The 14095-nt window shown below is 61.0% G+C and carries 11 protein-coding genes; 8 read left to right on the top strand and 3 right to left on the bottom strand.

What is annotated here, in order from left to right; genetic code table 11:
- Positions 1 to 53: 53 nt before the first annotated feature.
- Entirely contained in the window at positions 54 to 1757 is a 1704-nt protein-coding gene (locus G559_RS0116560) for a BCCT family transporter (protein ID WP_028629302.1), read from the bottom strand.
- A 403-nt stretch (positions 1758 to 2160) separates the two neighbouring features.
- Here G559_RS0116560 and G559_RS0116565 point away from each other — a divergent pair, with 403 nt between their 5' ends.
- Genes G559_RS0116565 through G559_RS0116590 form a run of 6 tightly spaced genes read left to right on the top strand, consistent with a single transcriptional unit; the run spans position 2161 to position 9108 of the window.
- Positions 2161 to 3342, top strand: a complete 1182-nt coding sequence (locus G559_RS0116565) for an aromatic ring-hydroxylating oxygenase subunit alpha (protein WP_028629303.1) — start codon at positions 2161 to 2163, stop codon at positions 3340 to 3342.
- Between the two features lie 10 nt (positions 3343 to 3352).
- Positions 3353 to 4798 (top strand): aldehyde dehydrogenase family protein, encoded by a 1446-nt coding sequence (locus tag G559_RS0116570; protein WP_028629304.1) that lies wholly within the window; start codon positions 3353 to 3355, stop codon positions 4796 to 4798.
- 14 nt (positions 4799 to 4812) lie between these two features.
- Positions 4813 to 6195 carry an FAD-dependent oxidoreductase gene (locus G559_RS0116575; protein WP_028629305.1) on the top strand — a complete coding sequence of 461 codons (1383 nt, stop codon included), beginning with the start codon at positions 4813 to 4815 and terminating at the stop codon, positions 6193 to 6195.
- A 10-nt stretch (positions 6196 to 6205) separates the two neighbouring features.
- The gene (locus G559_RS0116580; RefSeq protein ID WP_081668096.1) at positions 6206 to 7534 is read left to right on the top strand and encodes an NAD(P)/FAD-dependent oxidoreductase; all 1329 of its coding nucleotides are present in this window, start codon (positions 6206 to 6208) and stop codon (positions 7532 to 7534) included.
- Positions 7531 to 7902, top strand: a complete 372-nt coding sequence (locus G559_RS0116585) for an ethanolamine utilization protein EutQ (RefSeq protein ID WP_028629307.1) — start codon at positions 7531 to 7533, stop codon at positions 7900 to 7902. Before G559_RS0116580 ends, G559_RS0116585 begins: the two co-directional genes overlap by 4 nt.
- A gap of 30 nt (positions 7903 to 7932) precedes the next feature.
- Positions 7933 to 9108, top strand: coding sequence for an MFS transporter (locus tag G559_RS0116590; RefSeq protein ID WP_028629308.1), 1176 nt, complete (start codon positions 7933 to 7935; stop codon positions 9106 to 9108).
- Positions 9109 to 9226: 118 nt separating this feature from the next.
- On the opposite strand, the gene rimI is transcribed toward G559_RS0116590, so the two are convergent.
- Positions 9227 to 10348 carry a ribosomal protein S18-alanine N-acetyltransferase gene (gene rimI / locus G559_RS0116595; protein ID WP_028629309.1) on the bottom strand — a complete coding sequence of 374 codons (1122 nt, stop codon included), beginning with the start codon at positions 10346 to 10348 and terminating at the stop codon, positions 9227 to 9229.
- A gap of 94 nt (positions 10349 to 10442) precedes the next feature.
- Here rimI and G559_RS0116600 point away from each other — a divergent pair, with 94 nt between their 5' ends.
- Positions 10443 to 12029, top strand: a complete 1587-nt coding sequence (locus G559_RS0116600; RefSeq protein ID WP_028629310.1) for a RimK family protein — start codon at positions 10443 to 10445, stop codon at positions 12027 to 12029.
- Between the two features lie 30 nt (positions 12030 to 12059).
- Positions 12060 to 13070: a magnesium transporter CorA family protein gene (locus G559_RS0116605; protein WP_028629311.1), complete on the top strand. Its 1011-nt coding sequence runs from the start codon at positions 12060 to 12062 to the stop codon at positions 13068 to 13070.
- Between the two features lie 240 nt (positions 13071 to 13310).
- Here G559_RS0116605 and G559_RS0116615 read toward each other — a convergent pair whose 3' ends face one another.
- Positions 13311 to 13997: a Crp/Fnr family transcriptional regulator gene (locus G559_RS0116615; protein WP_036997505.1), complete on the bottom strand. Its 687-nt coding sequence runs from the start codon at positions 13995 to 13997 to the stop codon at positions 13311 to 13313.
- Positions 13998 to 14095: the final 98 nt, after the last annotated feature.

Here is a 14095-nt window from a genome sequence, read left to right on the forward strand (position 1 = left end):
GCAGCTTGTGGCTGTCGGCTTCGATGCTTTCAGGTGGCTCTATCCAGCCAGTGTCAGCCGGCCTTTTGCGCAGTCAAACCGAGATCAAGGGCCCCGCCCGGCACTGGTCCGCCAATATGCGAGACACCCTCCCGGGAAAACTCCTGCGTGGGATTGCGGCTGCCAGGGGGTAACTCAGGCAGCACGCCAGCCATCTCCTGACGCAGGCTGCGTAGCAGGGTGTAGCTGAGTAGCAGGATGAATGCAGCAATTGGCAGGCCCGCGGCGATGCTGGCCATCTGAATGGCCTTGAGCCCACCGGCCAGTAGCAAGCCGGTAGCGATGGCGCCTTCCATGACGCACCAAAGCAGTCGGATGCTTTGAGGTGGATTGGCGCTGCCCAGCGAATTCAGTGTGCATAGCACCTGGGTGCCGGAGTCGGCAGAGGTGATGAAGTAGGTTGCCAGCAGGATGCACACCAGAATGCTGAGGGACTTGCCAATCATGCCGCCGTCGATTTTCTCCAGCAGGGTGAACATGGCCGCTGTGGTTTCTTCCTTGGTGGCCAGGAGTACCGTTCCGCCCTCGAACTTTGCTTGCTCGCCTTGAAGCTCACCGCTCGCCACGCGTTGTTCATGAAGTTGGCGATCGGCCTGCTCGCTCTTCAAGGCAGCGCCGCCGAAGACCGACATCCAGACGATGGTGACCAGGGTGGGAACCACCAAGGCGCCAGCGATCAGCTCGCGAATGGTGCGACCCTTGGAGATTCGAGCGATGAAAAGACCCACGAATGGACCCCAGGTCATCCACCACGGCCAGTAGAAGGCGGTCCACCAGTTCTGCCAGCCGCTATCTTTCTGGGCATCGCTCCAGAAGCTCAGGCCCACGATGTTCTGGGCATAGTCACCGGTGCTCTCGAGCATCAGGTTGAGGATGTAGCGGGTGGGACCCAGCAAAAGGACCAGCGCGACAAGAACGACGGAAAGCAGCATGTTCCATTCAGACAGGCGCTTCATCCCCCGGGAGACACCGGCCATGACCGACAGGGTGGTCACCATGCTGATCAGCACGATCAGGGTTATCTGCACACCCAGGCTGATAGGCAGGTCGAACACCTGGCTGAGCCCTGTGTTCATTTGCACCACACCCAGGCCGAGGGACTGCGAAACGCCGAACGCGGTGATGACCACGGCGAGTATGTCCACCACATGGCCGATTGGCCCGTAGATGCGGTCACCGATCAGCGGGTAGAGGATGGACCGCATGGTCAGCGGCAGCCCCTTTCGATAGGCGAAGTAGGCGAGCCCAAGGCCGACAACCGTGAATATTGCCCACGGGTGCAGGCCCCAATGGAAGAGGGTGATACGCATCGACGTGGTGGCGGCTTCATCGGTCAATCCCGTCGCGAACGGATTGCCGGCGTAATGCCACATGGGTTCGGCGACAGACCAGAAGATCAGGCCGATTCCCATCCCGCCACTGAACAGCATGGCAATCCAGGACCCGAAGCTGAATTCGGGCGCGTCTTCATCGCGTCCCAGCTTGATCTGGCCGTAGCGGCTGAACATCAGGTAGATCAGCAGCCCAAGCACGCCACTGACCAACGCCAGGTAGAACCATTTGAAGTTCTGCAGGATGAAGTCGGAAGTGGACTGGAAGACAGCGCTCGCACTCTCGGCAAAGAGGGCGCAAAAAAGCACGAAGGTAATGACGGCGACCAATGAAGTGACCGTCACGGTGGGATTGAGGCCCTTTAACAGGCCTGATTCTGCACGCATTGTTATCCCCTCTTGTTCTTGTTCAAGGGTTTGAGGATTTGACTGAGTTGGGCTGGCGAATCCATCGCCAATGGGTCAGGCGTACCCATCGATCACCATGGGCTTTTGGGCCACGGGCGTGCCGACAAAATGGGTCAACGTAGAACTTGCGACAACTCATTTCTCATCATCAATTCATTACCAAAGCGCATTAATTCGTTGGCGCTAAAGCTCAATGAGAGTGGATTTCGAACAGCGATCTGGTTCGCAGTAAACAGAAAATAATTAATGATTAAAACTAATAAATAACGCTGAATAAAATCGTTTGTCGGCGTTTCTCTCTCTGTCGAAACTCGGCGCCAAGCACCAGGCCGAGCTAGCCGTGCAAACCGTCCTTGCGAACAGAACAAGAGAGAGAAAAACAATGACTGCATCCCAGATCATCCCTACCCATGCCCTGGAAACCGTCCTGGCTCCCATCCATGAAGCTCATGGACTGACGAACGAATTTTATACCGACCACCGTTATTTCGAGCTGGAGCGCGACCAGGTGCTCGGCCGCAACTGGGCCTGCATTGGCTTCGCGAGCGATCTGCCGAAGAACAGCTATGTCAAACCAGTGGACTTCATGGGCCTGCCGCTGCTGCTGATGCGCAACCGCGAAGGCCTGGTTCAGGTATTTCACAACGTCTGCAGCCATCGCGGCGTGAAGTTGGTACAGGAGGCCGGCGAGGTTCAGGGCGTGATTCGTTGCCCCTATCACTCCTGGACATACGACCTGAACGGTGGCTTGAAGGGAACGCCGCATGTGGGCGGCATCAATCAGCACAAGGACGACCGTTTCGCCTGCGAGAAACATGGTTTGAAGGCTCTGCGCAGTACGATCTGGATGGATATGGTCTTCATCAATCTGTCTGGCGATGCTCCCGTCCTGGAAGAGCAACTCGCGCCGCTGACCGAGCGCTGGACGCAGTTCCTCGGTGCTGATGGCATGGGGCTGATGCGACGCGAAGCCAACAGCGGCGCCATGAGCATCGAGGTCAACTGCAACTGGAAGCTGGCGGTAGAGAACTACTGCGAGGCCTATCACCTGCCGTGGGTACACCCGAGCCTGAACAGCTATTCCCGTCTCGAAGATCACTACAACATCATGTTCGATCAGTTCGCCGGCCAGGGTAGCCACGCCTACAACCTCTCCGATGTTGCTGGCACGCACCTGCCGATCTTCCCGTCCTGGCCCAAGGATCGCCTGCGCACCGCCGAGTACGTGGCCTTCTTCCCCAACGTCCTGCTGGGCATCCAGGCCGACCATGCCTTCGCGATGATGCTGGAGCCGATTGCACCGGGTAAGACCGTCGAGCACCTGCGTCTCTTCTATGTAGGCGACGAGGCACTGGATGGCCATTTCGAAGCGGCGCGCAATGCCGTCATGCAGTCCTGGCGTGTGGTGTTCGCCGAAGACATCGCATCGGTAGAGGGCATGCAGAAAGGTCGAAACTCCCCCGGCTACAACGGTGGCGCGTTCTCGCCGGAGATGGACCTGCCGACCCACTACTTCCACAAGTGGGCTGCGCGCCAGCTGCTTGATTGCGCACAGAACGCCTGAGGTGGCCGCCATGCATTCGATCGCCTCACATTGGCTGAACTTCATCGACGGTCAGTGGACCGACAATGAGCAGCGCATCACCGTGAACAATCCCGGGACGACCGGACGGGTGGCCACTGTCGCCCAAGCGAGTATTGGCGACGCGGAGCGCGCTATCCAGGCAGCGCGTCGCTGTGCGGACAGCGGCGAGCTGACCCGCGCGCGACCTGCCCAGCGAGTTGCCTGGCTGCTGGAAATCGCCGCACAGATCCGCGCAGTGACCGAGGAAGGCGCCTGGGTGCTTTGCCAGGAGAACGGCAAGAGCCTGCGTGATGCCCGCGACGAGTTCGTCGAGGCGGCGCGCTATTTCGAGTACTACGCCGGCATGGCGGACAAGATCGAGGGGACGTCGATTCCTCTCGGCAACGGCTACATGGACTTCACTGTCTACGATCCGATGGGTGTGTCGCTGCAGATCGTGCCGTGGAACTTCCCGGTTTCCATTTGTGCCCGGTCGCTGGCACCGGCCTTGGCTGCAGGCAACGCGGTCGTGATCAAGTCGCCGGAACTTTCCCCATTGGGGCTCTGCGTCCTGCTACAAGCCATTGATCGTGCCGGGCTTCCGCGTGGCGCGGTCAACCTCATCTGCGGCCGCGGCCGGGAAGTGGGGGCCTACATGGCCGGGCATGGCGATGTCGACCAGATCGTCTTCACCGGTTCTGTCCCCACGGGCCAGAGCATTCTGCGTGTGGCGGCAGAGCACGCCATTCCCAGCGTCATGGAGCTGGGTGGCAAGTCCGCTGCGCTGGTGTTCCCCGATGCTGATCGCGAGCAACTGCTCGCCAGCGTCAAGAGCGGCATCTTTTTCAACGCAGGCCAGGTTTGCTCGGCCATGTCGCGGCTGCTCGTACACCGCTCCGTGTACGACGAGGTAGTCACCGAGGTGACTGCCATGGCCGAAGGGTTGAGCGTCGGACTCGGCCAGGACAATCCAGATCTGACGCCGGTGATTTCCGCCGGCCAGCTCGAAGGCATCGAGGCCATGTGCCGACGTGCCGTGGAACAGGGCGCAGTGCTCGCAACCGGCGGCGAGGCAATCAGCGGAATGCGCGGGCACTACATGGCGCCTACGGTTTTCCGCGACGTTACCCCGGATATGGAAATTGCCCGTGACGAGGTGTTCGGGCCGGTACTTGCGGTAATTCCCTTCGATACCGAGGAGGAGGCCATCGCCATTGCCAATGGCACCGAGTTCGGATTGGTCGCCGGCGTCTTCACCCAGGATCTCAACCGGGCCTTGCGTTGTGCACGTCGCCTGCGTGCCGGACAGGTATTCATCAATGAGTGGTATGCCGGCGGGATCGAGACGCCATTCGGCGGAGTAGGGCTTTCCGGCTTCGGCCGGGAGAAAGGCCAGGAGGCCCTCTACAGCTACGTGCGGACCAAAAACCTGGCCTTGCGCATCAAGGGCGAATGAAGGGGGATGCGGCGATGAAAAAATGGCTCTGCATTATCTGTGGCCTGATCTATGACGAGGCCCAGGGCTGGCCGGACGACGGCATTGCCCCCGGTACCCGCTGGGAGGACGTCCCCGAGGACTGGCTCTGCCCCGACTGCAAAGTGGGCAAGTCCGACTTCGAAATGATCGAAATCAGCGAGCCCGTGACTGCGGTGGCGACCCCACCGGCCGTGGTGAAGCCCCTTGCCGCAGTTATTCCAGCCCAGCCGGTGGTCATCATTGGCAGCGGGCATGCCGGTTACGGCCTGGCCCAGGAACTGCGCAAGGCCAACCCGCAACTGGATATTCGTGTGCTCACCCAGGAAACCGGGCACATCTACTCCAAGCCGGCGCTGTCCATCGCCTTGGCGCAAGGGCGCAGCGCCGAGGCGCTGGCGACGGAAAGCCCCTTGGCGCTGGAGCGGCGACTGGGCATCCGTATCTACACCCACTGCCGGGTCGAGCGAATCGATACCCAGGCGCGCCGTTTGCACACCAGTCTCGGCGAAATGGAGTATGGACAGCTCGTGCTGGCCAGCGGGGCCTCGCCGGTGCGGTTGCCTATAGAGGGCCGTGCCGAGGCGCTGCTGAGCGTCAACAACCTCCAGGACTATCGGGAGTTCCGTGAACGGCTGGCGGGCGTGCGTCGTGTCGCGATCCTCGGCGATGGGCTCATCGGCTGCGAGTTCGCCAATGACCTGGCGAGCAGCGGTTACCAGGTGCGCGTGATTGGCCTGGGTGCCTGGCCGATGGAGCGCTTGTTACCGGAATCCGCCGGGCTGCAATTGCAGGAAGCGTTGTCCGCCCTCGGTGTGCAATGGAATTTGCGCACGACCTTGCAGCGCATCGAGCAGGGGGCCGATGGCTATCAGCTATCCCTGGCCGACGGCCAGCGCTTCGAGGCGGACCTCGTGCTGTCCGCCGTCGGCTTGCGGCCCAACCTGGAGCTGGCGCTTGAGGCAGGCCTGGCGTGCGGGCGTGGCATCAAGGTCGACGAACATCTGCAAACCTCGCAGCCGGGCGTCTATGCGCTGGGTGACTGCATTGAGATCAACGGGCAGCTGTTGCCCTATCTCGCACCGATCAACGAAGGCATACGCGCCCTGGCCAAGACCCTGCTGGGACAGCCGAGCCTTGTCAGCTACCCACTGGCGCCAGTGACGGTGAAGACGCCGGCGGCACCGCTTTGCCTGCTGCCGCCACCTGTCGAATGCGAGGGACAGTGGCGCTGCGAAGTAACTGCGGACGGACTGAGTGCAGCCTTCCATGACGCGGCCGGTGCCATGCGCGGCTTCGTCCTTCTCGGACGGCAGGCGCAGTCGAAACGTAATACCTGGCTGCAGAGCTGCCAGGACATCCAACAGAACGTGGCCTGAGGGCCTGACCATGAACAGTATTGTCAACCTGCCCAATGATGACCGCAGCTGTGGGTGGTATGCCGCGCTGCCCGAGCCTCTTCCCTGCACGCGCCTGGTTGGCGAGCAGAAGGCCGACTATGTAGTGATCGGCGCGGGCTTCGCAGGGCTCTCGGCGGCGCGACGCCTGGCTGAGCACCTGCCGCAAGCCCGCATCCTGCTCGTCGACGCCCAGCGCATCGGGTACGGCGCGTCAGGCCGCAACTCCGGTTTCGTCATCGATTTGCCGCACAAGTTCGCCCTGGAGCATCCGGACCCGCAGCATAAGCAGCGTCTACTGGGGCTCAATCGGGCGGCTATCGATCAGCTGCAATCGCTGATTGGCCAACACCGCATCGAATGCCAGTGGTCCCATGCCGGCAAGTATCAGGGCGCTGTAGGCGAGCGTGGATTGGCGTACCTCGATCATTTCGAGAAGTTGATGGCCGACCTCGGCGAACCCTATCGACGGGTTGAGCGAGAGGAGCTTTCGGCTGTACTCGGCACCAGCTATTACAGTCGCGCCATCTTCACACCGGGCTGCTACCTGATGCAGCCGGCGGCACTGGTGCGCGGGCTGGGCGCTTCCTTGCCAGAGAACGTCGAGATTCTCGAAGAGTCGCCCATCCAGCGTTTGGAGCAGGATGCCCAGGGACGTTGGGTCTTGCATGGCAGCCAGGGGATCATCCGCACGCCACGGCTATTGCTGGGCACCAGCATCTTCACCCAAGAGTTCGGTTACTTGCGTAATCGCCTGCTTCCCGTGATGACCTTTGCCAGTTGGACTCGTCCGCTGGAGAGCGCCGAGCTGGAAGCCATCGGCGCGTCCCTCGACTGGGGCCTGACGCCAGCCGACCATGCAGGCACCACGGTGCGAATGACCCAGGATGGTCGCCTCATCATTCGCAATACCTACAAGCACGTGCCGCGATATGGCCGCAGTGTCGACGAGAAGACGCGCTTTCAAATTCGCGACGACCATCGAAAAGCGTTTCTCGCCCGCTACCCGCAACTTGCCCATGTTCCCTTCACCCATACCTGGGGAGGAACCTATGCGATATCGCGCAACTTCACCAACTTCTTCGGCCAATTGAGCGAGGGCGTTTACGCCACAGCGTGCGACAACGGGGTCGGCGCAGCCTGGGGCACCATCTCCGGGGCGCTGCTGGCGGACAGGGTCGTAGGTGCCGACTCCAGTCAGCTGCGCGATATCCAGGCAGTGACGGGCATGCCTTCGCTCAATCCGCCGGAGCCGTTCCTTGGCCTGGGGGTCAAGACACGCATTCGCTGGGCGGCCTGGAACAGCAGGAGCGAGATATGACGACTGCTCCAGGTGGTAAAGGGCCGGTACTTCTTGTCGATCACCGGGACCTGACCTTCACCCATCGCGGCGGGCCTCCTGGAGGCGCCAGTGTGGCCCGGGCACTCAGCAACGAGGTATCTCCAAATCTTGGGATCGGCTTTGCCCGCTGGGAGGGCGCGGAGGTTGCCTGGACCTTGCTGTATGACGAAGTGATTTTCGTCATCGAAGGCTGTTTCGAGCTCAAGGCCAACGGCGAACTCTATCGGGTGGAGCCCGGCCAGCTCCTCTGGATTCCGGAAGGGACCGAGCTCATCTATGGCGGCCATGCGCTGTTCGGCTATGTCGTGCACCCCGGTGACTGGAAGCAGCGCCACGGGCTTGCCTGATTTCCCACCACAACTCATCCAGGGCTCAACGTGTTCGCACTCACCAAGGCGTTCGGAACGATTTACGCTGCAGCGCTACTGATGCAGCTGGGCTCAAGCTTGCTGATGACCTATCTGGCCTTGCGCCTGAACGCTGCGGGGGTGGCTGAACTCTGGGGCGGCGCCCTGATGGCCGCCAATGCGCTGGGCATGGTGATTGGAGGCCGAATCGGTTACTGGCTGATTGGCCTCGTTTCCCATCCCCGCGCCTTTGTGGTGAGCGCGGGTGTGATCGTCATGGCGGTGCTCAGCCACCAATTGAGTGATTGGCTGCCACTTTGGCTTGCGCTGAGGTTCATCGTGGGGGCTGCGATGATGTGTCAGCTGATGGTCATCGAGAGCTGGTTGAACGATTGCGCACCGGTCGACCGCCGAGGCGGTGCCCTGTCGATCTACATGGTGGCCAGTTACGTCGGCATGATGCTCGGACAACTGCTGCTCAGCCTCGGCAATGGGCTCGATGCGGCAGCCTTGACCGGTGTGTCCATCGCTTTCGCCATTGGCGTGGTGCCCATGGTCATGCACCGGGGAATGCAGCCCAGCGCCATCAGTCAGGTGCGGGTGCAACCCATGCTTTATCTGCGCCGCTTGCCCCAGGCGTTGGGCACCATTCTCGCGTCGGGACTGCTGAACGGTTGCCTCTACGGCTTGACGCCGATCTTTGCGGCGCATCTGGGATTCACACCAGCGCAGGTTGGCCAGTTCATGGCCGCCAGCATCGCAGCGGGACTGTTAGCCCAGCTTCCGCTTGGGAAACTGTCGGACCGCTATTCCCGTGTCACCTTGATCCGACTGACCGCCGCCTTGCTCTCCATCGCCTATCTGCCATTGGCCTTTCTGGATGCCCCAGGGCTGGGCTGGGTGATGTTTGCCGGTGCTGTCGTAGGCTTCCTGCAGTTCAGTCTGTATCCGCTTGGCGTGGCCCTTGCCAATGACAATCTCGAAACAGAGCTGCGTGTTTCCGTAGCAGGCGTGCTGTTGATGACGTTCGGCATCGGCGCGACCATCGGCCCACTGGTTGCAGGAGCGCTCATGGACCATATCGGCCCTCAAGCGCTCTATTTCTTTTGCATCGGTGTAACAGCACTCGTTGTCTGCCTGCTCAGAGAGAGGCAGAAGCTCTCTGCTGCGCAGGTTCAGCTACGCGACTCAGGAGCTGCCAGCTAGGTGGCTTCTATCGGCTGCCGTGAACCTCGGGTTTGGGAAGGCATGCAAACCCGTTCAAGAACGGCAGCCTGAGTTCGCCCCGGTCCAGAAGGCGATTGAGCCAAGGGCGTTCCTGTCGCTACCCATGGTTCGGGCCGTTGGCCTGGTGCGTGTCGTGGAGAATGACCGAAGCCCGCAGTTTGTTGCCGCCGAACAGGCTCATGCGCTGAAATTCTGCATGGCTCACCGGCAGATGCTGGCAGTCGAGGGCCTGGCGATGACGGCTGTGGTCGATGTCCGGGTCATGCAGGTAGATGAAATCCTCGTCGCAGCCGGTGACCAGCACCCAATGGGGTGCCTTGGCGCGGGTCAGGCGGTAGTTGCTGATCAGCACCAGGGGCTGGCCGCCCTCGGCCAACAGGCGTGGGATGTCGAGCTGACTGCTGCGCACCTGTTGCACATCGCTGTGCTGGAGTTCATTGCAGAACTCTTCATGGACCAGGCGCATCACGTCCTTCTTGTTCTCGCTGCGTACGCCGCTGAGGAACAGTGGCCCGTCAACGCTGACCTGCAAGCTCACGCGAAAGCCCCGCCGCCAGGCGGCCAGGGCGAGCCCCTGCGGGCTGCAGCCACCGTGCCCCGAGGTCATGAACACGGTGGTGGCTTCCCGCCAGAGCTGCACCTCTTCGCGCCTTGCCAGCGCTCGTCCGGGCTGCAGGGCGGCCATGGCCATCAGCAGGCAGGCCGGGCCACAGGTGAAGTCGGTGGTCTGCTGGTAATAGGGCACCTGGCGCGCTGCGCTGGCCGGTCGCTGGATGATGCGCTTCTCGAAGCGCAGTGCGTCTGCGTGGTCTTCGTAGTAGTCGTTGATCAGGGCGAAGCGCCGATACCCAACCCCTTCGTAGAGTCTGATGGCCGCCGGGTTGTCCGGGCGCACTTCAAGCCGCAGATAGGCGCAGTCGTGCTCGCGGGCGTTTTGCTCTGCCTCCGCCAACAGACGTTTGCCCAGTCCCTGGCCGCGGGCGTCGGGCGCAATGGCGATGGAGTAGAGCCGGGCCAGTGAAGTGCCGCGGTGGAACAGCAGCAGTGCGTACCCCATCAACCGGCCTTGGCTCTGGGCGACGATCAGGCTGGCGTGGGCTCGGCTGATCATCCACTGGAAGCTGCGGGGCGACAGCCGATCATGCTCGAAACACTGGTTCTCCAGGCCCAACAAGGACGGGAGGTCATCGGGTCTGGCATTGCGAAATATAAAGTCCATGGGGATCGCCGTAAAACTTTCGTAATGGAACGAGACTTTTAAGAAGGTCCGTGCTTAATAGTTAGGCACTTGTTCTTCAACGGGTCACAGAGAGATGGCATCGGCACAGGTTGATTTGCGCGGAGTATTGAGCAAAAGTCCGGCTCCGGCAATAGACGGTAAAGCATATATTGCGAATGATGAAAAGAGTTCTAGTCAGTTGGTGATTATTGTCGAGCGCAAAGAAGACTGGGCGAAATACTTTCCGAGCGAAGATGTACTGACCGCTCAGGAATACCTAGAGCAGCCGCGCGAGAATGAGTCCGGAAAACGCGTCCAGGTCATCAATTTGTGCCGTAACTACAAGTACCTGGGGCATGGTTACTATTGTTCGCTGCTGGCTGAAGCGCGAGGTCACAAGGTGATTCCGTCGGTCAGGACAATCAGTGAACTTACCCGGAAGTCGCTCTATGGCCTGGCGCTTGATGATCTTGAAAAGACGCTTGAAAAGGCGCTGGTCAAACACCCGTATGCAAGTACCGAAGGGTTTACATTAAGTCTTTACTTTGGTCGGACGGATATGGAGCCTTTGCAGGATATTGCCCGTCAGTTGTTCGAGGTATTTCCCTGTCCGATATTGCTGGTCGAATTCCGCAAGGCCGATGGCTGGCAGATTTCCGGAATAAAGTCCGGTGCCTTGCACAAATTGCGTGAGGATCAGGAAGATCAGTTTGCCAACGCGCTGGATGGTTTCAGCCGCAAGATCTGGCGCGTACCGCGTTCCAGGCGCCTGGCGCGTTATGACCTGGCCGTCCTGCACGACCCTGACGAGCCGTTGCCGCCTTCGAATGCCAAGGCCCTGGACAGTTTCATTCGCGTTGGCCGGAACATGGGCATCGATGTCGAACTGATCGAGAAGAAGGACTACTCGCGCCTTGCCGAATACGACGCGCTGCTGATTCGCGAGACCACCAGCGTGGACAACCACACCTACCGCTTCGCCAAGAAGGCCGAAAGCGAAGGGTTGGTCGTGATGGATGACCCGACTTCGATCCTGCGCTGTACCAACAAGGTCTACCTGACCGACCTGTTGCGCAGCAATAAACTGGCGATGCCGGCCAGCGAAATCCTCTACAAGGACAACCCCCTGGAACTGGAACAGGTGGGCGACCGCCTGGGCTTCCCGCTGGTGCTGAAGATTCCCGACGGCTGCTTCTCACGCGGGGTCATCAAGGTGGAAAACCAGGAACAACTGCTCAGGGCGACGGCGCAGTTGTTCGAGCACTCGGTGCTGCTGCTGGCCCAGGAGTTCCTCTACACCGACTACGACTGGCGCATCGGCATTCTGAATCGCAAGCCGATCTTCGCTTGCCAGTACTTCATGTCGAAGGGGCACTGGCAGATTTTCAACCACAAGGCCGAAGGTGCCGAGGTCAACGGCGAATGCCGGACCATGGCGGTACACGAGGCGCCTCGCGCTGTGGTGGACCTGGCTGTGAAAACCGCCAACCTGATCGGTGATGGCCTGTATGGCGTTGACCTCAAGCAGGCGGACGACCGGGTGGTGGTGATCGAAGTGAACGACAACCCCAATCTCGACGCCGGCATCGAGGATGCCTACCTGCAGGACGACCTCTATTCGCTGGTGCTGGAGGAGTTCGTCCGCCGCCTGGAACTGAAGCGCCGGGGACAGACCTGGTAGAGCACGTTGGCCCGGATCAGGGGAGTCCCAATGATCAAAAGCTTCCAACTCGCCCAAGGGGCGTTGCATCCCAGCGAAGACCAGGACAGCCAGATGCTGCTCTTCGTCAATCCGGACACCGCCGAGCGCGACCTGCTGCGAAGCAGGTTCCACCTTGATGAGCATGCCCTGGCCTCGGCGCTGGACCCCGACGAGGTGTCGCGCATCGAGTTCCACCCAGACAGCCTGTTCCTGATCTGGAAACGCCCGGAGAACTACTCCGGTGGCGACAGTTTCTCCTTCGAGGTGTCGTCGTTCGGCCTGTTGCTCAACGCCGAGCGCCTGGTAGTGATCGCTCCGGACGACTCGCAGATGCGAGGCCTCGGTGTCCGCCACGATCTGCACACGCCGCTGGATGTGCTGCTGGACATGCTGCTGCACAACATCCACCACTACCTGGGTCACCTCAAGGTGATCAAGATGGTCGCCCGCGAGCTGCAGCAGCGCTTTAACAGCTCGATGCAGAACCACCATCTCGTGCAGATGTTCAACCTCAGCGAGAGCCTGATCTATTACATCAACGCCATCCACAGCAACGGCACGGTGCTCTCGCGCCTGCGCAACCACGCCGAGAAGCACCACTTCGGCGCGGAAGTGGTGGCGCTGATCGATGACCTGATCATCGAGAACACCCAGTGTTACAAGCAGGCGGAAATCTACTCGACGGTGTTCGCCGGGCTGATGGATGCCCGCGGCAACCTGGCCAACAACACCATGAACGAAATGCTGCGCAAGCTGACCCACATCAACGTGGTGTTCCTGCCCCTGAACCTGATTGCCAGCATCGGCGGCATGTCCGAGTTCAGCATGATGACCACCGGTGTGCCCTGGTGGCTGGCGTATCCGGCCCTGGTGCTGGCAATGCTGCTGCTGGGCGGCGTGATGGTGCTGTTCCTGCAGCGAATGGCCCGAGATTTCCGCGCGGCTCGCCCTAGGCCTTCAGGGGAGGTTGGCTCGCAGGGGCGTAGGCGAGGAAGGCTTTTCACCTGGGTCTTCTCGTGAGGCCAGGGTCATTGGCGTGCGCGGTTATCCGCCCGCGGATTCACCTGGATCATTCGGCGCAGGATGTCGGCCGAGTCTTGACTGGAGTGTGTGATGAGCAGCACTGAGGCTGGCTTGCTGGTGGTTTCCCTGATTCTTCTGTTTGCGGTGGTGAGCTTCTATCTGGACTTCGTGAGAAAGAAGGACAAGTCCAGCTGACGTTACCGCTTCCCGTCAGGCACCGCCCCAAGGGTGCCAGGTTCAGCCAAGCAGCCTGCTGTAGCAGTCCGTCACTGCGCCGTAGCATTCGCAGGCAGCCGCCTCTAGCCCGGTGCGATCGAGGATGGTGATTTCACCGCGGGTGTAGTGAATGAGGTGTTTCTGCTGCAACGCCCCCGCCGCCACGGTGATGCCGCTGCGGCGTACCCCGAGCATGTCGGCAAGAAGCTCATGGGTGAGGTGGAAATGATCGGCCTGCGCGCGGTCCTGGGTCATCAGCAACCAGCGAGCCAGTCGTGGCTGGATCTGATGGAAATGCGTGCAGGCGGCCGTTTGCGCCAACTGTGCCATCAAGACGAAGAGGTAGCGGTTCATTCGGCGCTGCAGAGCAGGGCACTCGCCCAGCTCGCGTGCAAACTGCGGGGCCGTAATTCGCCAGGCGATACCGGCGCCTTGCACCACCGCTCGGTTCGGCGCCTTGCGAACGCCCAGCAGGAGCGTTACGCCCAGCATGCCCTCGCTGCCGATCAGCCCCATCTCCAGGGGGCGATGGGCGTCCAGCTTCGCTATCAGCGAGATGAACCCGGTAAGCGGGAAGTAAGCGTGACTGTAGGGCTGATCTGCCTCGCAAAGCGTGCGGCCGAAGTCCAGGTTTACCGATTCGCAACGGTTCAGGATCCGGTCACGTTCCCGCCCCGGGATGCCGCTGAGCAGTCGGTTGGTCACCATGGCCGCCTCCTTTTGCCTTGCAGCTCACGGACGTCGTGGGGTTGAGCGGGAAGTCTGCTGACTGCGCGCATGCTGCACTCTGGCGCCTAGCGCTGGCG

Origin of the sequence: Metapseudomonas resinovorans DSM 21078 (assembly GCF_000423545.1) — a bacterium.
GTDB classification, from domain to species: Bacteria; Pseudomonadota; Gammaproteobacteria; order Pseudomonadales; family Pseudomonadaceae; genus Metapseudomonas; species Metapseudomonas resinovorans.